Source organism: Kribbella sp. NPDC023855 (assembly GCF_040639475.1).
Classification (GTDB): domain Bacteria; phylum Actinomycetota; class Actinomycetes; order Propionibacteriales; family Kribbellaceae; genus Kribbella.
Map to the genome: position 1 here is coordinate 346,392 of NZ_JBFAAA010000003.1, position 18,573 is coordinate 364,964.

An 18,573-nucleotide genomic window follows, 5' to 3' on the forward strand; every position below is an offset into this window, starting at 1 on the left:
AGGTCGTCACCCCACTGGCGAGTCAGGACCGAGGTGGAGGGATCATGAACAACACCCTGCGGACCGCAACTGTCGTTGCCATCGGCATGCTTGCTGCCGTCACCGCCGTGACCGCCGATGCCTTCTGGTCCGGGTCCGGTGATGGAGTTGCCGGCGGCAACTCCGGGACAGCGCTGTCGCTGACGATGACGCCGGGTACGCCGACCACCCGGCTCGCGCCCGGCTCCACCGCAGGGGTGGTGCTGACGATCTCCAACCCGAACTTGTTCAGTGTCCGGATCACCGAGTTGTCCTTGGACGCAGGCACCGGCACAGGTGGGTTCGCCGTAGACGCCGCCCATGCCGGATGCGCCACTTCGACGCTGACCTACACCCAGCAAACGAACGGTGGGGCCGGGTGGACCGTCCCCGCCAAGGCCGGGGCCGTCAACGGCTCGCTACCAGTGACCCTGCCTGCCGCGCTGGCGATGAGCGCTGCCGCCGCGAACGCCTGCCAAGGTGCGGAGTTCACCGTGTTCCTGCTGGCCGGCTGATGATCAGCCGGACCGGTCGCGTGACCGCCATCGCCGTCGCTGTCACCGTCGCCTTGGTGCTGGTGACCGTAGTGGCCGGCAACGCGGCGGCGTACTGGACGAGCGGTTCGAGCGCCGGCGCCGGAGGAGCCGCCGCAACGACGGTGAACCAGGGCGCGACGCCCACGGTGAGCGGCCTCGGGAACACGGTGACCATCGGCTGGGCCACCAGCACGCTGGCGAATGGTGCCCCGGTCGCGGACTACCTCGTCACCCGCTACGACGTCGCGACCAGTACGCCGTACTTCGTCTGTGCGGTCACCGTGCCGACGTGCACGGACTCGGCAGTGCCCGCCGGCCGGTGGGTCTACTCGGTCATTCCGCGGATCGGGATCAACTGGCGCGGCCTCGAGAGTCCGATGAGCAACCAGGTCACCTCGGACCTGGTCGCGCCGACGAACGCCGTGACCATCATTGTTGCCTCAGGCAACGCAGCCCTCAGCGGCAACACGGTCTTCTACCGCGGCCTGGCCGCAGGCTCGTTCCGGCTGACGAACGCCGTCACCGACGCGGGCTCAGGGCCTGCATCGAGTACGACGACACCGCTGACCGGCGGGCCGACCTGGACTCACAACCCGTCGACCGTATCCACCCCCACGGGCGGACCGTATGTCTCCAACGCGTTCGCCTGGCCCGCAGCGACCACCAGTTCGCCCACCGAACTCATCACGGGCCGGGATCTTGCCGGCAACACCAGCGCGTCGACGTTGTCCTTCGTCGACGACTCGACCCCTCCAGTCGGTGGCACCCTCAGCTATCTGGCGGGCTATCAGCCTGGCCGATCCGTCCAGCTCTCGTTCACAGTGGCAACTGACACAGGCGGTTCGGGCGTCGCCAGCCGACAGCTCCAGCGAGCCGAGGCGCCCTTGAGTTCCGGCATATGCCCGGCTGTGGGCAGCTACAGCTCCTTCGCCGACCTGGGTCCGCCCAGCCCGGCCTCGCCGTACGTCGACAGCCAGGTGACGGCGGATACCTGCTACCTCTATCGGTACGTCGTCACCGACCTGGTGGGCAACCAGCTCATCGCGCCGAACGCCAACGCCGCCATCGTCAGCTACGCCGGAGCCGTCAGCACAACAACCGGAGCCCTCAGCCTCTGGCGGCTCGGTGAGACGACGGCCGCGCTTGTCTCCGCCGACAAGTTCACTGATGCGACCGGTACGGAGTTGTCCTCCCACACCACCGACAGCACATGGACCAGGTGGGGAACGGACTCCAGCACCGGCGTCATCACGAATCAGGGCCGGCTTCGCCAGAGTGCCAGCCTGATCGGCGTGGCCAGCTACTACACCTCGGCTGCACCTTCGAGCCCCGACTACTCGGTCGAGGCCGACATCACCGTGAAGTCGTCGCTGGCCGCTGACGACATCGGCGTCGAAGGTCGTGTCCAGCTCGGCAGCAGTGGCGGTGGCACCTATTACCTCGCGAGCTACCACCGTGTGCTCCTCGGCGCCAATCAGTGGGAGCTCTCCCGGGTCGTCGGCGGGGTCAGCACCCCGTTGGACGACTCCCCGCAGGCGCTGACCATCGGGCAGACCTACCGTCTCCGGCTGGACATGGCCGGATCGACGATCCGGATGTTCGTCAACGACACGTTGGTCGGCTCCGCGGTCGATCCCACCCCGATCACTCTGGCCGGCCGGGCCGGGGTCCGGCTGGGCTCGACGGCCACGATTGTCGGCCAGAGCGACAGCACCGGCCTTCAGCTCGACAACTTCCAGGTGAACCTGTCGACCTATCCCCGCGCCGCGGACAGCCTGGGCACCAACACCGCCGATTACAAGAACGGCGTGAGCTTCGGCGTCACCGGAGCACTGACCGCGAGCGGCAACACCGCGGCCCGGTTCGACGGCCTCAACGACTTTGTGCGGGCAGCGGGGACGACAGGCCTTCCGGTCGGCGCCTCAGCCCGCTCGGTGGAGCTGTGGTTCAAGACGACCAGTTCGGCCAAGCAGATGCTGTTCAGCTACGGCACGCCGGCGACGAACCAGCTGTTCGCCCTGAGCCTGAACGCAGGCGGTGCGTCGATGACTGCCTGGGGAGGTGGATCCGGCTCGGACAAGACGTTCACGCCGGCGGCCGCCGTCAACGACGGGCTCTGGCACCACCTCGTCAAGACCTATAGCGGCACCTCGATCACCCTCTACCTGGACGGCGTCGCGCTCACACCGCAGTCTGCAGTCCGGGCGACGGCGCTCGACCCGTACGGCTTCTCCATCGGTGCCGTGCCGAACTCCTTGGACCCCAACTCACCCGCGTACTTCGACGGCACGATCGACGACGTCTCCCTCTACACAACAGCGCTGAACCAAACCACAGTCACCAACCACCGCCAGTTCGGTACTCCATGACTTGGTCAGCGGTGGCGCATCCAGATGTTCGGCTCGATGTAGAGGCCGGTATCAGCGCTACGGTCCACAGCGAGAGTCGTCAGGCCGTCGGGGATGACGTAGGTGCCGGTGGCCGGTAGGGCTAGGCCGGTCCATTTCTCCCAGTCGGCGACTGTGCCGGTCATCGTCTGGGAGGCCGGGGCGGGCGCGAGGATGGTGGCGCCCAGCCGCACATGCGTGCGGACCCAGGGATCCAGCGGAAGGCCGTCCGCGCGGGTCCAGGTCATGAACTCGGCGATGTCGATCAGCGGGTAGGAAGACTTGAGGGTCGGCCGCACTGGCGCGATCACCTGAGGCAGGCCAGCAGCAACCGCCCGGTCCCGTACTGCGGTGATCACGCGGCTCGCGTGTCCCTTGCCCTGCTCGTCGTTGCGGACGGCCGCCGCCATCAACACGAACGTATTGGGCACCACCCCGGCCTCATGCGACTCCACCGACCGGGCCAGCGAGTCCGTGAAGCCACCAGGCAGATCCGCCACGGTTCCGTCCCAGGCGATCGGCACGCCCCAGCACCCGCCGATCAGCCGGCGGTCACCGTCGACGAGGTAGAACTCCCAATCGCGGAAGTAGCTGATCCGCCGTTCCCGATAAGGCGTCACGCCCTCGTCGTGGAAGATGAACTCCGGCCACTCTTCGACGAACCGCCGGCCCGCTTCCTCGTCCAGCTCAGGCGCGTCAGCCACCGGGATCAATGCATACATGCCTAGAAGGCTAGGCGCCCCGCCCGCCCCCAACCACTGCATTTCCAACCCGTACTGCGCGGGGCGCGCCGCCCACAAGGCCTGGAGATCGGGGATGCCTACAGAGGCGGCAATGGCTGGGATGGAGAGAGTGGAGGAGACTACTCGGCGTCGGCGAGCACCGCCTGGATGGTCGCCGCCACCTGGTCGGCGGTGAACGGCTTCTCGAGGAAGCCGGCGTCCGCGCCGACCAGTCCTTGGCCGACGGCGACCTCCTTCGGCAATCCGGACACGAAGACGACGCGCAGGTCGGGGTAGCGGGCGGACAGTTGCTCGACCAACTGGGCGGCGCTGACGTCTCCCGGCATGCCCAGATCAGTGAGCAACACTCTGATCGGACCGTCCGCGGCCTGCGCGGCACGCAGCGCGCCGCGGGGGTCGGAGGCAGTCAGTACCGAGTAGCCGCGGCTGGAGACGATCCGCCGGATGGCCTCCTGGATGGCGGCGTCGTCATCCACGACCAGCACGAGGTCCGTAACCACCATCCGCCCTTCTCCCGCTGTCTCGATCGTTCGCCATTCTCACTCAGAGTAGCGGGATCGCCACCGATCGCTGGGGATTTCGACTATGATGAGGGGTCGGCCTGCAGCGTCGTACCTGGTGATCTGAAGCTGCCGCAGCCCGGCACAACGGGACAGGCAAGAGATGACAGCAGCGCGATTCGACGTCTGCGAGTGCGGTCGGCGCGGCGGCAGCCCGCCTGCCGGCAACGACTTGGTCGCGGCCGGTTGCCACGCGTTGCGAGGCCCACTGACGTCGTTGCTGGCCTTCTCCGGCTTCCTGGCCGATGCCGGGGAGGGAGAGCTGACCGAGGAGCACCGGCAGTTCGTCGAGATCATCCGGCGCAGCAGCGAGCGAGTGCTTGCCCTGGTCAACGAGTTGGATCTCCTCGCCCGGTTGGAGTCAGGGCAACTGCGGCTGAACCTGGCGCCGGTGTCCATCCCTGAACTGGTGCGAACCGTCGCGGCGGACCAGCACTCCCACTCTCCAGCGGTCGTCCTTCGCAGTGAGAGTGCCGACGGACCGCCTATCGACGGTGACCAGGTGCACCTTCAGCAGATGCTCGCAGCCCTCGTGCTCAGCCGGCTGGAGGCTGCCGGTCCGGGTGGATCCGTTGACCTGCGCGCCGCTCCGACCTCGACCGGCTGGCAGATCGAGCTGACCGACTCCCATCCTGGCCTTCCCGACGACCAGCTCAACCAGCTGTTCACCGCATTCCGCCGGCCGGCGCCTGAGCGCAGTACCGGGGTGAGCCTGGCGGTCAGCCGGGCCATCGCCGTGAGCCACGGTGGCACCATCCAGGCAGAAAACACAGGCTCCGGTACTACGGTTACCGTCCGCCTCCCCTGGGGGCGACCGGGCCGATGAGCCGTGTCCTGGTGATCGAGGACGACGCCGATGTCGGACTGGCGCTCGGCGTACTCCTGCGCCGGTCAGGCTATGAGGTCGACCATGTCCAGACCGGCCGGGCGGGAATCCGGGCGGTGCACAGCCTGCGCCCCGACCTGCTGATCCTGGACATCGGTCTCACCGGGATGGACGGCTGGCAGGTGCTCGAGCGGGTTCGGGACCTGAGCGATCTGCCGATTCTGATCCTGAGCGGACGCGGCCAGGAGGCAGACAAGGTCCGCGGCCTGCGGGCCGGCGCCGACGACTACCTGACCAAACCGTTCGGCAGCAACGAGTTGGTGGCGCGGCTGGCGGCTCTGCTGCGCAGAGCGGCACCGCCGACCTGGGCGACCGAGATCTACGACGACGGCCGGCTGCGCATCGACCCGTTGCAGAGATCCGCGCAATTGAACGGTGTCGAGGTGCGGCTCACCCCGACGGAGTTCCGCCTGCTGGCCGTCATGGTGCGGCATCAGGGATCGATCCTGAACGCCACCCAGTTGCTCGCGCAGGTGTGGGACGACCCCAGTGGCCTCGGCCCGGAACGGGTGAAGTTCGCGGTACTCCGGCTCCGCCGCAAACTCGAGGTGGGGAACTCGACCGGCTCCTTGATCGAATCAGTGCGCGGCTTTGGGTATCGCTTCCACCGCTCTTGCTAGCTGAGCAGGGCGGCGAGGCCGTGGCTGAGGATGCCCTGGGCAACGGAGAGGGCGTAGCGGCGGTCCGGGCCGGTGAGGGCCTGCTGAGACCACAGGGCGACATCCTCCAGAGCGCGGACGTGCCGGTAGTACCGGACTGCGGACTCGTCGATGGCGATGTCGCCGTACCCGGTCAGGAACGCGGTCAGCTGAGCAGAGGTGGTCGGCCCGAGATCGCCCATCCCGCCGAGCATGAACATCAGATCCTGCTCACGCGGCGCGAGGACGACGTCGTCCCAGTCGATCAACTGCACGCTGTCGCCGACGAGCACGTTGCCGAGGTGCGGGTCGGCGTGACAGATCACCTTCGGCCCCGTGGGCTCGGCTGGTCGAGTCATCGCCAGGGTGATCAGCTTCGGCCGGTACTCCGACCAGACGGCCGCCAGCTCGGCCTCGATGTCGTCCGCCGGTGGCTGGGTCGCCAAACGCTGCTGGAGCTCCTCGACGAGGGCAGGTATCCGGGCGTCGACCGGACTGTGGCGAGGCAGCCCGTCACGCAGTACGGCGGGTGGTTCGGCAGCATGCACCCGCGCGAGCAGAGCGCCGTACTCCGTCCACTGGTCGAGCGTCAGCCCGCTGTCGGCCGCCCGCGATCCGTCGATCCACTGGGTGACGGTGAGGCGCTTGCCCTCGTAGTACCGGAACAGGTCACCGCTCGCGGTCCGCGCCGGCGAAGGGATCCCGGGAATCCCGCTGGCCGAGAGGAACGCCGCTGCCCGATGGCCCGCATCGGTACCGGCTCCGCTCCACTTCACGGCGAACTGCCGACCGTCGCTCGTCCGGGCCCGCCAGACCTCGGCAGCGAGGTCGGCGCCGTGGTGGACCTGGGTGAGTTCGGTCACGTCCAAACCGAAGTCAGTCCTGATCCACCCGCGCAAATCCGGCACGAACGGGTCAGCGGTAGTTGACGAACTGGACCGCGAAATCGAGGTCCTGGCCCTTGATCAGGGACTGGACGGCCTGCAGGTCGTCACGGCTCTTGCTGGACACCCGCAGCTCGTCGCCCTGGATCTGCGCCTTGACGCCCTTGGGGCCCTCGTCGCGGATCAGCTTGGACAGCTTCTTCGCGTTCTCCTGGGTGATCCCGGCGCTGATCGTGGCGGTGATCTTGTAGATCTTGCCCGACAGCTTGGGCTCGTCGGCCTCCAGGCCCTTGAGCGAGATCTGCCGCTTGACCAGCTTGTCCTTCAGCACGTCGAGAACGGCGTTCACCCGCTCCTCGGTGTTGGCCTGCATGTCGATCGTCTCGCCGGACAGCTTGATCCCCGCGTCCACGTTCTTGAAGTCGAACCGCTGGCTGATCTCCTTCGCCGCCTGGTTGACGGCGTTGTCCACCTCCTGCTGGTCGACCTTGTTCACGATGTCGAACGAGGACTCCGATGCCATGGGCAGTTCCTTTCCGATTTGCTGTCAGGGGCACTGTCTGTTGTATCGTCTCTCACGCCGGTTCACGAACCAGCAGCCACCCTGGCGGGTTGCCCGAGCGGCCAAAGGGAGCAGACTGTAAATCTGTCGGCTTATGCCTACGCAGGTTCGAACCCTGCACCCGCCACAGGAGCAGAAACAGCCCCTGACCTGGACTCCAGATCAGGGGCTGTTTCGTTGGGTCCGGCTGTGGCCGTCAGGCCTGGCAGCGGTTGTCCGGGTGGACGCTGCCGCCGTCGTTCAGGTTGCCGTTGTAGACCCAGCCCATGGTGTTGGTGTTGGCGATCCGGACATGGGTCCACTTGTTGCCGGCCGTGTTCTCCACCCAGCAGTGGTAGAACAGGTCCTTGCCGGTGCCGACGTTCGTCACCACTCCGCAGTCCTGGGACGGACCGGTCCGGATCGGTGACGTCGAGGTGACCCGGCCGGCGCCGGGGCTGTAGTTCTGCCAGGCGGGGTGACTGCAGGCCGCCTGGGCGGTCTGCGTGCCGGCGACGATCAAGCCGCCCGCGAGCAGCGGCATGGTGACCGCGGCCACGGCAGTACGGCGGAGCTTACTCGGTGTGGTCATTCGAATTCCTCCCGTAATCAAGGCGTGGCCGGTGACCTTAGCCCGGAAGGATTACCCAAGAAAAGACCTGAATGGCAATTTCCCGCAATTCATGAGAATTCAAATGCTTGCTTTCCAGATAAATACATCTGGTATTCACCCGCTGGCAAGACGGAGCCGCTCACGTCCGGGCGAACGGGATCGGCTCCGCCTCCAGCTCGCCTGCCGGCACCCGCCGAAGCAAGCATCGGCGCAGTTTCTGCTGGTCAGGGCGTACTTCTCTGGGCTCGGAAATCTGGCGGCTGATACCTACGCAGAGGCGAATTCTGCACCCGTAACAAGGCTTGGTTGAGGGCGGCCGTTCCATTGCCAGTTGGTCAGTCGGGGAAAGCCGGGGAGGCCGAGGCGGCCGGTGGACCACAGGAGAGTGGCGCTGGGCGGATGGGCGGTCGGAGCCTCGGGGAACAGGCGGGCCAGGGTTTGGGCGGCGAGGTCGTCGGGTGGCATCCAGTCGAGGCCGAGTGATCGGGTGAGGTCGTGGCCGTGGACCAAGAGCTCGGTGGCGCCCATCGCGGCGAAGCCGGTGCGGTCCGACGTGCCCCACGGGTGGAAGGCCTGGACGTCCGGACTGGTGACCCGGATTGTCGTCGCGAGCAGGGCCGCGGCGATCTGGACAGCCTCGATGGCTTCCGGTACGTCGGCCTGCGGGTGGATACCGGCGCGGAGTCCGATGTACCGATCGACCGGCCGCACGATCAGTAAGCCGGCGTATCCGGTGACACCGTGGACGAGGTGGTCGAGCATCTCGCGGCAGGTCCAGTCGGTATCGCCTGCTCGCACCTGCCAGTCGCGATGGACCTGATCCGCCAGCACCGAGAGCACCGCCTCGGCGGCAGCCAGGGGCAGGTCATCCCAGTCGACGCTCACTCGGCACCGGCCTCGTCGAGTACCAGCGGGAGGCCGAGGCTTGCGAACATCGTCCGGTCCTCCATCACCTCGAGGTGGCGCACTCCGCTCGGCGAGACGGTCAGCGCGTCGATGTTCGCCGCGCGGTGGCTGCCATCCTCGTCGAGCTGGTAGACCGCGAAACCCGGCCTGCCGTCCACCGTGATCGGGACCATCTTGCACCTGCCGAAAGCAGGGCACTGGGCAACGAACCGGGCGATCTCGTCGCGCCCGACGACCCGGCTGGTGGCGAGTGGCCGCTCGCAGACGGCGTCGTCGGCCAGCAGCGTCACGAGAACGCTGACGTCGCCGGCCTCGATGGCGTGCGCGTACTGCTCGAGTAACTTGCGCTCGGCGCTGTCCGGCTGCGGCTCCCCTCGACCGTCGGCTCGCGCATCGGCCAGCTGCTCACGGGCTCGCCGCAACATGCTGTAGACGGCGCTGGCCGACATCCCGAGCAGATCGGCGATCTCGACTGCCTGCCACCCGAGCACGTCGGCCAGCACCAGCACGGCCCGCTGGCGTGGCGCTAGATGGCGCCACGCCACCAGGAGCGCCCGCTTGCTGTCCTCCCGCGTGCCCAGGATCGCGGCCGGGTCAGCGTCGGACGGACCTCCCGCGGCGGACCACTCCTGCACGGCCTGCTCGGCTGCGTCGCTCTCGGGCAAGCCGGTCGGCAGCGGGATCCGGGCTCGCCGCTCGATCGCCGTCAGGCAGACGTTCGTGGCAATGCGGTACAGCCACGTCCGGACCGAGGACCGGCCCTCGAAGGACGGATACGCCCGCCAAGCGCGCAGCAAGGTCTCCTGCAGCTGATCCTCGGCGTCGTGCCGGCTGCCGAGCAGCCGTTGACAGTGGGCCAGGAGCTCCGCCCGGTACGGCGAGGTCAGCGCGGCGAACTCGGCCTCGCTCGGCCGCTCCTGCTCCCCCACTCGTCCGGCCGGCCCACCCGATGCGACTACCTCTGCCACGCGATCCACCTTCCTCGTCGGCCGGCGGTCGCCGGCACACCCGAGAGACAGACCAGCCGGACCGCGGAAATTCGTCGCGGGTCCCCAGGGGGACGATTCCGCCGGATTCGCCGCGACGAATCCGCCCCCGCGCTCTGGTCAAAGCTACGTGCTGGAGACAACGAACGACCCTCAGTCCTCGACCACCCCACCCGATCCCCGCCGGTGGAAGGCGCTGGCGCTGCTGTGTACGGCGTACTTCATGATCATCGTCGACTCCCAGATCGTCATCCTCGCGCTGCCGTCGATCGAATCCGACCTGGGCCTCGGCCTCCGATCCTCGCAGTGGGTGATGAGCGCCTATCTGCTCACCTTCGGCGGCCTGCTCCTGCTCGGCGGCCGGACCGCCGACCTCCTTGGCGGCCGCCGAATGTTCCTCGTCGGCACCGCCTTGTTCCTGGTGGCTTCGCTCGCCTGCGGGCTAGCTTGGTCGAGCGGCGTCCTGGTCGGGGCCCGGGCGGTGCAGGGCGCGGCGGCCGCCATCATGGCACCCACCGCGATGGCCGTCCTGATGTCCACCTTCGCGGTCGGCCCCGAGCGGAACCGGGCGGTGGGTATCTGGACCGGTGTCGGGGCCTTCGGCGCCACCGCCGCGCTGCTGATCGGCGGTCCCATCACGGAAGGCCTGGGCTGGCCCTGGATCTTCCTCATCAACCTGCCCCTCGCCCTGGTCGTCCTCGTGGTCGGCCCCAGGTTGCTGCGCGAGACGCCGGTGGCGCCCGGTCGGCGGTCGTACGACCCGCTCGGCGCTGTCACGGTCACCGTCGCCCTCGGGCTCCTCGTCTATGGCGTGGTCGAGGCTCCGGAGGCCGGGTGGGGATCGGCCCAGACGCCGCTCCTGCTCGGCGCGTCCGCTGTCCTGCTCGCGGCGTTCGTCCTGATCGAACGCAGGGCCAAGGCTCCGCTCACGCCGCTGCGGATCTTCCGCTCGACGGCCCTGGTGGGCGGCAACGTGATGACCCTGCTCGTGGCCATGACGATCTACGGCGGGGCGCTGATGATGTCCGTCTACGCCCAGCAGGTGCTCGGCTACTCGGCCGTCCGGTTCGGGCTCAGTACCGCCGTCTACGCCTTCGCATCGGTCGTCGGCTCCAACCTTGCGGGACCGCTGACCACCAGGTTCGGTTATCCGAAGGTCGCGATCTGTGGCGCGACGACGCTCGCCGCGGGAGCCTTCCTGCTGTCCCGGGTGTCGGCCGGCGGTAGTTACTGGATCGAGCTGTTCCCGGCTCTGGTCGTGTTCGGTGCGGGCATCGGCGTGACGGTCGTCGCCTCCGCCATCGCCGCCCTCTCCAGCGCCGCGCCGGCAGAGGCCGGCCTGGCCTCAGGCATCAACAACTCGGTCTTCCAGGTCGGCGCGGCTCTGGGCATCGCGTTGTGCAGCTCCGTCGCCGCCACGAACGTCGGAGACGGGCTCCTGGCAGGAGTCCGAGCCGCCTTTCTGGCGTGCTTCGCCTTCGCCCTGCTGTGTCTGACGGTCGCGGCCGTCGTCGGCCTCGTCCGACGCCGGCAGCGCGCACAGTAGTCATGCAGCAGATGACCTGGAGTGCGGCATTGCGGGGAATAGTGGTGGGATAGCGGAGGTTGGTCGTTGAGTCGGGGTTGGCTGAGTTGGAGCGAGGAGACTGCGGGCGATGAAACCCACCGAGTTCGTGAAGGTGAACAGTCAGTTTTGGGGGGAGCACCTCAAGGGCGTCAGTGGGCATTTGCCGGTTAGTCACTCGCGGGAGCTGGTTGGGCCGTTGCTGTATCCCCGGCAGTTGGTGCTGACCGAGACGCCGGACTGGAACATCCTGGAGCTCGTCGGGGTGACGCGGGAGTACCGGTCGCTCGAGGTGCGGCGGCAGAAGGCTGCCGGAATTGACGAGTACTTCGGGGCGACGGGTGCCGGCAAGCCTGTGGTGCGGCTGTCCAACGACACCCTTTACCAGGACACGACCATCGCCACGGAGTACGGGAATGGCGTGCTGACCGCAGGGTTCCCGACGGCTCAGCGGTTGACCTTGTCGGAGCTGATCGGTACGGCGGACATCGGTGATGGGCAGCTGCTCAAGTTCGCGCCGGGCAACTACACGGCGCTCCAGCGGGTGCTGCTCACCTCAAGCCTCGGTACGTCGGTCCGCGTGCACTGGGCCTTCCTCGCGATCGCGATCCACCGTTCCGAGCCGGCCGACAAGTACCGCGACTACCTGCAGGGCCTCGTCAACGCCGCGCCGCACCTGGACCCGGTCGGCACGGCCGCGGTTCCGCGGGGTGGAGTCGAGAAGTTGCTCAAGGCAGCTCCGTTCGCGAGCACCTACCAGCACTCACTGGGCAAGACGACCGTCGGCGACTTCCTGCAGCAGCACGAGGAGGTTCTGCTGGCCGCCTTCGACGCGACCCAGCTGATCCGCGAGCCGGTCCTCGACGGTCAGGACAGCTCGCCCGACTTCATCCTCGAGCGCTCCGACGGCACCCACATCCTGGGTGAGCTGGCGTTGCCGTTGCTGGAGACCGCGAAGGATGGCAAGAAGCGTCGCCGGTCGATCGCCACGCAGGACGGGGCCGCGCGCCTCGCGCAGTACGGGGAGTACTTCGGGAACGCCGAGAATCGTGAGTTCGCGAAGACGAAGTACGGCGTGGAGGTCAGCGAACCGCGCAAGGTGCTGGTGACCGGCAACCAGGATCTCACCACGATCCCGGAGAGCAAGACGCCGCTCGAACTGGTCGACTACGACACGCTGCTGCGCCTGTCCCTCGCCCCGAAGGCCTCAGCAGCCTCGACGACGGACGCCATCTCGTCGGTGACGATCCTGGGACAGCAGTAGATCCTCAGTTGACCAGCGCGAAGAGAGTGCTGGGGAGGATCGAGAGAACAACTGCGGCGCCTGCGCACAGGGAGATGACGCCTACCGCCGGGGACTCGATGTCGGTTGAGAACGGGTCGTCGGCGGGCAGGCGGAAGAGTTCGGCGATCCAGCGCAGGTAGACCGCCAGGCCGATCATCACGTTCACGGCCATGACGACGGCGAGCCAGCCGTAGTGGGCGTCGATGACGGCCTGGAAGGCGGCGAACTTGGTGAACAGGCCGGCCAGCCCCGGTGGCAGGCCGGCCAGGACCACCAGGAAGAAGACGAGCGCCACGCCGAGACCGGGCTCGGAGCGGACCATGCCTCGGTAGTCCTCCAGGTGCAGCCCGCCCGGCCGGTGACGCTGGACCACCGCGACCGCACCGAAGGCGCCGAGTGTGACCACCACGTACGCCGCCAGGTAACCCACGACTGCCTGGGCGTCCCCCACTGCCAGGGGAGCCAGCAAGAACCCGACCTGGCCGATCGACGACCAGGCGAGCAGTCGCACGGCCTCGCGTTGCCGCAGCGCGGCCAGGTTCCCCACTGTCATCGTCACCGCAGCCAGTACCGCGACGACAAGCTGCAGGTCCGACCCCGACGGGGCGACTCCGAAGGTCACCAGGACGAGCAGCCCGGCCACACCCGCCGACTTGGACACGACGGCCAGGAAGGCGGTCACCTCGACCGGCGCACCGGAGTACGTGTCCGGCAGCCAGCCGTGGAATGGGACCGCCGCGATCTTGAACCCGAAGCCCACGATCACGAAGAGCCCTGCCGCAAAGGCCACCCGCCGCAGGTCCGGGTCGATGACCGGCAGCCGGGTCGCGATCGTCTGCAGGTAGAGCGACCCCGTCACGCCGTACAGGTAGGAGATGCCGAAGAGCATCACGGCCGTGGACAGCACCGACACCAAGAAGGCCTTCAACGCCGCCTCGGAGCCGCGCCTGTCCCGGCGCAGCGCGACCATCGCGAAGCTCGGCAGCGAGACGACCTCCAGCGCGATCACCACCGTCGCCAGGTCGCGCGCCCCGGCGAGCACCGTCGCTCCGACCAGCGCGCTGAGCAGCAGGAAGTGGTACTCCCCCACCGGGATGTCCGCGGACAGCAACCGGTACGCCGAAAGCCCGACGACCCCGAGCCCGCCGATGAGCAGCACGGCCCACAGCCCGATCGTCAACGGTTCGAGCACCAGGCTGCACTCCGCCGGCCCTTCGACCGCGAACCGGCAGAACGCGGGTTTGAACCCGTCGCGCTGCACCACCACGAAGGCGAGCCCGAACAAGATCACGCCACCGGTGATCAGCGTGATGACGGTGTGCTTGACCTGTTTCGTACCGGTGGTCCAGAAGCCGTCGATCATCAGTACGGCGACAGCGCCGAGCGCCAGTACCAGCGGTACGGCGGTCGCCTGCCAGTCGGTCCAGGTGATCGTCATAGGAACGTCCAGTAGTCGAGCAGGAACGGTGGCCAGACGCCCAGGAAGACGGTGAGCACGACCAGCGGCGACCAGGTTGCGAGCTCGATCGGGCTCACGTCGACCGCGAAGGCCGTGGCCGGGTTCTCGGCCGGGTCACCCTGGCAGAGCTGCCGGACCAGCTTGAGGAAGTACGCCGCAGTCAGTACCGCGCCCAGCCCGGCGATCACCATCAGCAGCAGGAAAGTTGTCCTGGGCAACGAGTCCGCCGGGTGGTAGGCGCCGAGCAGGATCAGCATCTCGCCCCAGAACCCAGCCAGTCCCGGCAGCCCGAGCGACGCGAGACAGGCGAACGTGAGCAGTCCGCTGATCCGTGGCAGCCGCGCGTACAGAGCCCGGCCGATCGCGCGCAGGTCGCTGGTGTCGTGCCGGTCCTTGATCGCCCCGGCCAGGAAGAACAGCAGGCCGGTGATGATGCCGTGGGCAATGTTCGCGTACATCGCGCCGGCCAGCCCTTCGGGCGACATGGTGGCGATGCCGAGACCGATGAAACCCATGTGGCCGACGCTCGAGTACGCGATCAGCCGCTTGACGTCGGTCTGCGCCAGACAGGCCAGTGAGCCCGCGACGATCGCAACGGTCGAGAAGCCGGCCAGGTACGGCGCGATGGTGGCGGTCGCGTCAGGCAGCACCGGCAGGAGAATCCGGATCATGCCGTAACTGCCGAGCTTCAGCAGTACTCCGGCGAGCAGCACCGAGCCGACCGTCGGCGCCTTGGCATGGGCGTCGGGCAACCAGATGTGCAGCGGCCAGAGCGGCATCTTCACCGCGAGCCCCAGCGCGATCAGCACGGCCGCGATCAGCGCGATCCCGTGCCCACCGGCGATCGGGTCCTGACCCAGTACTTCGAGGTCGAAGGTGCCCGCCAGCCGGTGCACCAGCAGGAAGCCGAGCAGCATCAGAGCCGACCCGAACACGGTCATCAGCACGAACGTGGTCGCCGCACGACGGCGTCCTTCCCGGTCGTGCTCGTCACCCCAGATGTCGATGACGAGCCACATCGGGATCAGCACGACCTCGAAGAAGAGGAAGAACAGCACCAGATCGAGCGCCGAGAAGGTCCCGATCACGCCGGTCTCGATGACCAGCAGCAAGGCGATCAGGGAGCGCGTCCGGCCTGCGCGTGGGGTGATCCGCAGCGAGTACAGGCAGCAGAGGAAGACGAGCAGGGCGGTCAGCACGATCAGCGGCATCGAGATGGTGTCGATGCCGAGGTGGAACCGCACGTCCAAGGGGGGAATCCACGAGACGTCGGTCTCGGCGTACGCATAGACCTTGCCCGGCAGGGTCCTGGGCTGGTCGCCGAGGAGCACGTTGACGAACACGCTTTCGCCGCGGGGCCGGAGCAGATCCCACCAGAGCACGGCTGAGCCGACGAACACGACACCCGAGACAACCGACCCGACAATCGCGGCCACCCGGTCGCCGGTGTTCGAGGGCAGCGCCCAAAGGATCGCCGCGGCCAGCGCCGGTACTGCGAGCAGCGCGATCAGCAAGACGCTCATGAGCCGATCACTCCCGCCAGGATCGCGAGCGCGACCGCACCGACCACCGCAGCCGTCAAATAGGTCTGCACATTGCCCGTCTGCAACTTCCGGAACCCAGCCGACGCCAGCACGCCGGCCCGCCCAGTCGCCCGGACATAAGCCCCGACCACATCCCGATCGCCATCGACCGCCAACTTGGCCAGCCACTGCACCGGTACTACGAACAGCCGCTGGTACGCGCGATCCACCCCGAACTCGCGTTCCAGGAAGACCGGTCGCGGATCAGCACCGCGCTGCCACAACGAGTACGCCGGCAGCGCGCCGAGCACCGCCAGCACGGTCGTCGCCAACGCGATCGGCCAACTCAAGTGAGCACCGTCGGCGTACCCGAGCCCGACAGAGCCGAGAGCCAGGATGATCAGCGGCGCGAGCATCAGCCAGGAGCCGTCGCGGAGCTTGCTGGTGTCCGGTTCCTCGAGATCCGCCATCGGGTCGTCGTCCTCGAACGCGCCGAGCGCGCCGGCCAGCGCCGGAGTACGGAAGAAGACCCACAACCAGAGGCGGACGCAGTAGAAGGCGGTGAGGGCAGCCGTCAGGGCGACGGAGACGAGCACGACCCAGCCGACCGCCGAGCCGTCGCGGGCGTGGTGCCAGGCGGCCTCGACCACGGAGTCCTTGGAGAAGAAGCCGGCGAAACCCGGTACGCCGGCGAGCGCGGCCAGGCCGACCGTCATCGTGACGAAGGTGACCGGCATGCGCTTGCGGAGTGCGCCCTTGCGCGTGTAGCGGCGCAGTACGACGAAGGCGGCGCTGCCGACCTGGTGGAGCAGGACACCGGCGCAGAGGAACAGGAGGCCCTTGAACGCGGCGTGGGTGAGCAAGTGGAAGAGCGCGGCGTGGCGGCCGTCGTCGGTGCCGAGCGAGAGACCGGCGAACATGATCGCCAGCTGGCTCACGGTCGACCAGGCGAGGACGCGCTTCACCTCGACCGCGGCCATCGCGCAGAACGCGGCGAACAGCATCGTCACGCAGGCGATCACGGCCAGCACGGTCAGCGTCGTCTCGGCGGCGGCGAAGACGTCGTACAGGCGGGCGATCAGGAAGACGCCGGCGGCAACCATCGTGGCGGCGTGGATCAGCGCGCTGACCGGGCTCGGGCCGGGCATCGCGTCAGGGAGCCAGGTCTGCAGTGGGACCTGCGCGGACTTGCCGACGATGCCGACCAGGATCAGCAGCGTGCCGGTGGTGAGCGTGCCGGGCGAGATCGGGCTGTCGCCCAGCTCGGAGATCTTGAAGGTGTCGTAGCCGAGGCCGAGGACGAAGATGCCGAACAGGAACCCGACGTCGCCGAGCCGGGTCATCAGGAAGGCCTTCATCGCGCCGGAGCGGGCGTCGCGGCGCTCCCAGTAATGGCCGATCAGCAGGTACGAGCAGGCGCCCATCAGTTCCCAGCCGATCAGCAGCAGGAACAGGCTGTCGGAGACGACCACGGTGACCATCGACGCCGTGAACAAGGTGACGAGCGCGGTGTAGGAGGCAGCGCGTTCGTGCAGGTAGCCGATCGAGTAGACCTGGACGCAGGCGGAGACGACGCCGACGATCGCGAGCAGCAGGACGGTCAGGTCGTCGGTACGGAAGTCGTAGCTGAGGAAGACGTCGTTGCCGACGAAGGTCCCGCCGAGGTTCGTCTGCTGGGGGTCCACGCCGTACAGCAGACCGGCGGCCAGGACGACGAGCAGGGAGAAGCCGACGCCGATCACGCGCCACGCCGTGGCGATCACCGCTCGGCGCCCTTCTCTACGGATTCAGGGGCGTCCTGCTCCAGCAGGTCGCGGGCGGCGTCGGCGTCGACGTGGCCGTGACCGCGGAACAGCAGCAGCACGATCGCCAGGCCGAGCCCGATCTCGGCCGCGGCGATGGTGATGACGAAGACCGCGAGCGTCTGCCCGGTGGCCAGGCCGTCGACGTGCCAGGCGTCGAAGGCGACCAGGTTCAGGGTGACCGCGTTGAGCATCAGCTCGAAGGACATCAGCATCGTGATCGCGTTGCGGCGCGCCAGTACGCCGTACACGCCGATGCAGAACAGCGCGACGGCGAGCAACAGGGGGACGATGAGCGGCATCAGCTGTCGCCCCTCTTGCCAGTGCGCTGGGAGAGCACGATCGCGCCGATCAGGGCTGCGAGCAACAACACCGACAGGACCTCGAACGGCAGCACCCAGGTGCGGAACACCGCCGTACCGACCGCCTCGGCCGAGCCGTCCGGGACGGGCTTGATCTTTTCGTTGCCGAAGGCAAGCACGACGCCGGTGCCCAGGACCAGGGCGAAGACGAGGGCGACGACCGCCGCGAACGGGCTGCGGCGGGTGGTCAGCGCGGGCAGCGGGTTGGTCGGGGCCTTGGTCAGCATCAGGGCGAAGAGGACGAGGACGACGATCGCGCCGACGTACACGAGGATCTGTACCAGGGCAACGAACTCGGCGTGGAGTGCGCCGAAGCAGCCGGCGACGGCACCGAGCGCGACGACCAGCCAGAGCGCGGCGTGCACGATCCGCCGGGACGTGACGACCACGACCGCCGCCAGCAGCGCCACCGCCCCCGCGATGGAGAAGAGCGCAGTGGTCACGCCTCGTCCTCCGCGGCGGGTTCGATCACCGACGGGCCCGGGTCGATCGGTTGCGGCGCGGGGACCGTCCACATCCAGTCGCGGAGCCGGTCCTTCTCGTGGGTCAGGTTGCGCAGGTCGGTCTCGGCGTACTCGAACTCCGGCGACCAGAACAGCGCGTCGAACGGGCAGGCCTCGATGCAGATCCCGCAGTACATGCACAGGCTGAAGTCGATCGCGAACCGGTCCAGCACGTTGCGGCTGCGCTCCCGCGCCTGCTCACCGACCGACGGCGCGGTCTCGGTGTGCGAGTCGATGTAGATGCACCAGCTCGGGCACTCGCGCGCGCAGAGCATGCAGGAGGTGCAGTTCTCCTCCATCAGCGCGATCACGCCGCGCGTCCGCGGGGCGAGCTCCGGCTGGACGTCGGGGTACTGCTCGGTGACGGCACGGCGGCC

General features: G+C 68.1%; 18 protein-coding genes, 1 tRNA gene and 1 pseudogene. 7 read left to right on the forward strand and 13 right to left on the reverse strand.

Going from position 1 to position 18,573, the window contains the following annotated elements; all coding sequences use genetic code 11:
- Window positions 1–44 precede the first annotated feature (44 nt).
- Window positions 45–533 (forward strand): hypothetical protein, encoded by a 489-nt coding sequence (locus tag AB0F51_RS12445; RefSeq protein WP_360278195.1) that lies wholly within the window; start codon window positions 45–47, stop codon window positions 531–533.
- Complete coding sequence (locus AB0F51_RS12450; protein ID WP_360278198.1) at window positions 533–2,923, forward strand: LamG domain-containing protein; 2,391 nt, start codon at window positions 533–535, stop codon at window positions 2,921–2,923. The genes AB0F51_RS12445 and AB0F51_RS12450 overlap by 1 nt, the downstream gene beginning before the upstream one ends.
- Window positions 2,924–2,928: 5 nt before the next feature.
- On the opposite strand, the gene AB0F51_RS12455 is transcribed toward AB0F51_RS12450, so the two are convergent.
- Window positions 2,929–3,663, reverse strand: a complete 735-nt coding sequence (locus AB0F51_RS12455; RefSeq protein ID WP_360278201.1) for a hypothetical protein — start codon at window positions 3,661–3,663, stop codon at window positions 2,929–2,931.
- Between the two features lie 140 nt (window positions 3,664–3,803).
- Window positions 3,804–4,187 carry a response regulator gene (locus AB0F51_RS12460; RefSeq protein WP_360278203.1) on the reverse strand — a complete coding sequence of 128 codons (384 nt, stop codon included), beginning with the start codon at window positions 4,185–4,187 and terminating at the stop codon, window positions 3,804–3,806.
- Window positions 4,188–4,347: 160 nt separating this feature from the next.
- Between AB0F51_RS12460 and AB0F51_RS12465 the strand changes: the two genes are divergently transcribed.
- Together AB0F51_RS12465 and AB0F51_RS12470 are read left to right on the forward strand one after the other, a co-directional pair.
- Window positions 4,348–5,070: a HAMP domain-containing sensor histidine kinase gene (locus AB0F51_RS12465; protein ID WP_360278206.1), complete on the forward strand. Its 723-nt coding sequence runs from the start codon at window positions 4,348–4,350 to the stop codon at window positions 5,068–5,070.
- Window positions 5,067–5,750, forward strand: a complete 684-nt coding sequence (locus AB0F51_RS12470; protein WP_360278209.1) for a response regulator transcription factor — start codon at window positions 5,067–5,069, stop codon at window positions 5,748–5,750. Before AB0F51_RS12465 ends, AB0F51_RS12470 begins: the two co-directional genes overlap by 4 nt.
- Here AB0F51_RS12470 and AB0F51_RS12475 read toward each other — a convergent pair.
- Together AB0F51_RS12475 and AB0F51_RS12480 are read right to left on the reverse strand one after the other, a co-directional pair.
- The gene (locus AB0F51_RS12475; RefSeq protein ID WP_360278212.1) at window positions 5,747–6,631 is read right to left on the reverse strand and encodes a phosphotransferase; all 885 of its coding nucleotides are present in this window, start codon (window positions 6,629–6,631) and stop codon (window positions 5,747–5,749) included. The two genes, AB0F51_RS12470 and AB0F51_RS12475, sit on opposite strands and share 4 nt — an antisense overlap.
- Before the next feature lie 52 nt (window positions 6,632–6,683).
- Window positions 6,684–7,175 carry a YajQ family cyclic di-GMP-binding protein gene (locus AB0F51_RS12480; RefSeq protein WP_360278215.1) on the reverse strand — a complete coding sequence of 164 codons (492 nt, stop codon included), beginning with the start codon at window positions 7,173–7,175 and terminating at the stop codon, window positions 6,684–6,686.
- Between the two features lie 83 nt (window positions 7,176–7,258).
- Between AB0F51_RS12480 and AB0F51_RS12485 the strand changes: the two genes are divergently transcribed.
- A tRNA-Tyr gene (locus AB0F51_RS12485) sits at window positions 7,259–7,341 on the forward strand.
- Between the two features lie 69 nt (window positions 7,342–7,410).
- Here the strand turns inward: AB0F51_RS12485 and AB0F51_RS12490 are convergent.
- From AB0F51_RS12490 to AB0F51_RS12500, 3 genes are all read right to left on the reverse strand, one after another.
- Window positions 7,411–7,785, reverse strand: a complete 375-nt coding sequence (locus AB0F51_RS12490; RefSeq protein ID WP_360278217.1) for a hypothetical protein — start codon at window positions 7,783–7,785, stop codon at window positions 7,411–7,413.
- Window positions 7,786–8,073: 288 nt separating this feature from the next.
- Window positions 8,074–8,691: a hypothetical protein gene (locus AB0F51_RS12495; protein ID WP_360278220.1), complete on the reverse strand. Its 618-nt coding sequence runs from the start codon at window positions 8,689–8,691 to the stop codon at window positions 8,074–8,076.
- Window positions 8,688–9,680 (reverse strand): RNA polymerase subunit sigma-70, encoded by a 993-nt coding sequence (locus tag AB0F51_RS12500; RefSeq protein WP_360278223.1) that lies wholly within the window; start codon window positions 9,678–9,680, stop codon window positions 8,688–8,690. The genes AB0F51_RS12495 and AB0F51_RS12500 overlap by 4 nt, the downstream gene beginning before the upstream one ends.
- 148 nt (window positions 9,681–9,828) lie before the next feature.
- Here AB0F51_RS12500 and AB0F51_RS12505 point away from each other — a divergent pair, with 148 nt between their 5' ends.
- The gene (locus AB0F51_RS12505; RefSeq protein WP_360278226.1) at window positions 9,829–11,244 is read left to right on the forward strand and encodes an MFS transporter; all 1,416 of its coding nucleotides are present in this window, start codon (window positions 9,829–9,831) and stop codon (window positions 11,242–11,244) included.
- 109 nt (window positions 11,245–11,353) lie between these two features.
- Window positions 11,354–12,526, forward strand: coding sequence for a hypothetical protein (locus tag AB0F51_RS12510; protein WP_360278228.1), 1,173 nt, complete (start codon window positions 11,354–11,356; stop codon window positions 12,524–12,526).
- Between the two features lie 4 nt (window positions 12,527–12,530).
- Here AB0F51_RS12510 and AB0F51_RS12515 read toward each other — a convergent pair whose 3' ends face one another.
- The 6 genes and pseudogenes from AB0F51_RS12515 to AB0F51_RS12540 all read right to left on the reverse strand — a co-directional run.
- Window positions 12,531–13,985 (reverse strand): NADH-quinone oxidoreductase subunit N, encoded by a 1,455-nt coding sequence (locus tag AB0F51_RS12515; protein ID WP_360278231.1) that lies wholly within the window; start codon window positions 13,983–13,985, stop codon window positions 12,531–12,533.
- The gene (locus AB0F51_RS12520) at window positions 13,982–15,529 is read right to left on the reverse strand and encodes an NADH-quinone oxidoreductase subunit M (RefSeq protein ID WP_360278234.1); all 1,548 of its coding nucleotides are present in this window, start codon (window positions 15,527–15,529) and stop codon (window positions 13,982–13,984) included. Before AB0F51_RS12520 ends, AB0F51_RS12515 begins: the two co-directional genes overlap by 4 nt.
- Complete coding sequence (locus AB0F51_RS12525; protein ID WP_360278237.1) at window positions 15,526–17,292, reverse strand: proton-conducting transporter membrane subunit; 1,767 nt, start codon at window positions 17,290–17,292, stop codon at window positions 15,526–15,528. The genes AB0F51_RS12520 and AB0F51_RS12525 overlap by 4 nt, the downstream gene beginning before the upstream one ends.
- Window positions 17,289–17,633, reverse strand: a complete 345-nt coding sequence (nuoK, locus tag AB0F51_RS12530) for an NADH-quinone oxidoreductase subunit NuoK (protein WP_360278240.1) — start codon at window positions 17,631–17,633, stop codon at window positions 17,289–17,291. The genes AB0F51_RS12525 and nuoK overlap by 4 nt, the downstream gene beginning before the upstream one ends.
- Window positions 17,633–18,136: an NADH-quinone oxidoreductase subunit J gene (locus AB0F51_RS12535; RefSeq protein ID WP_360278243.1), complete on the reverse strand. Its 504-nt coding sequence runs from the start codon at window positions 18,134–18,136 to the stop codon at window positions 17,633–17,635. Before AB0F51_RS12535 ends, nuoK begins: the two co-directional genes overlap by 1 nt.
- A 137-nt stretch (window positions 18,137–18,273) precedes the next feature.
- Window positions 18,274–18,495 (reverse strand): annotated as a pseudogene (locus AB0F51_RS12540) (4Fe-4S binding protein); the annotation flags it as partial.
- Window positions 18,496–18,573: the final 78 nt, after the last annotated feature.

What these genes read in the sequence shown, in the direction of transcription:
- AB0F51_RS12445 (WP_360278195.1), top strand. Translation starts at nt 45, where the DNA reads ATGAACAACACCCTGCGGACCGCAACTGTCGTTGCCATCGGCATGCTT.
- AB0F51_RS12450 (WP_360278198.1), top strand. Translation starts at nt 533, where the DNA reads ATGATCAGCCGGACCGGTCGCGTGACCGCCATCGCCGTCGCTGTCACC.
- AB0F51_RS12455 (WP_360278201.1), bottom strand. Translation starts at nt 3,663, where the DNA reads ATGTATGCATTGATCCCGGTGGCTGACGCGCCTGAGCTGGACGAGGAA.
- AB0F51_RS12460 (WP_360278203.1), bottom strand. Translation starts at nt 4,187, where the DNA reads ATGGTGGTTACGGACCTCGTGCTGGTCGTGGATGACGACGCCGCCATC.
- AB0F51_RS12465 (WP_360278206.1), top strand. Translation starts at nt 4,348, where the DNA reads ATGACAGCAGCGCGATTCGACGTCTGCGAGTGCGGTCGGCGCGGCGGC.
- AB0F51_RS12470 (WP_360278209.1), top strand. Translation starts at nt 5,067, where the DNA reads ATGAGCCGTGTCCTGGTGATCGAGGACGACGCCGATGTCGGACTGGCG.
- AB0F51_RS12480 (WP_360278215.1), bottom strand. Translation starts at nt 7,175, where the DNA reads ATGGCATCGGAGTCCTCGTTCGACATCGTGAACAAGGTCGACCAGCAG.
- AB0F51_RS12490 (WP_360278217.1), bottom strand. Translation starts at nt 7,785, where the DNA reads ATGACCACACCGAGTAAGCTCCGCCGTACTGCCGTGGCCGCGGTCACC.
- AB0F51_RS12510 (WP_360278228.1), top strand. Translation starts at nt 11,354, where the DNA reads ATGAAACCCACCGAGTTCGTGAAGGTGAACAGTCAGTTTTGGGGGGAG.
- AB0F51_RS12515 (WP_360278231.1), bottom strand. Translation starts at nt 13,985, where the DNA reads ATGACGATCACCTGGACCGACTGGCAGGCGACCGCCGTACCGCTGGTA.
- AB0F51_RS12520 (WP_360278234.1), bottom strand. Translation starts at nt 15,529, where the DNA reads ATGAGCGTCTTGCTGATCGCGCTGCTCGCAGTACCGGCGCTGGCCGCG.
- nuoK (WP_360278240.1), bottom strand. Translation starts at nt 17,633, where the DNA reads ATGCCGCTCATCGTCCCCCTGTTGCTCGCCGTCGCGCTGTTCTGCATC.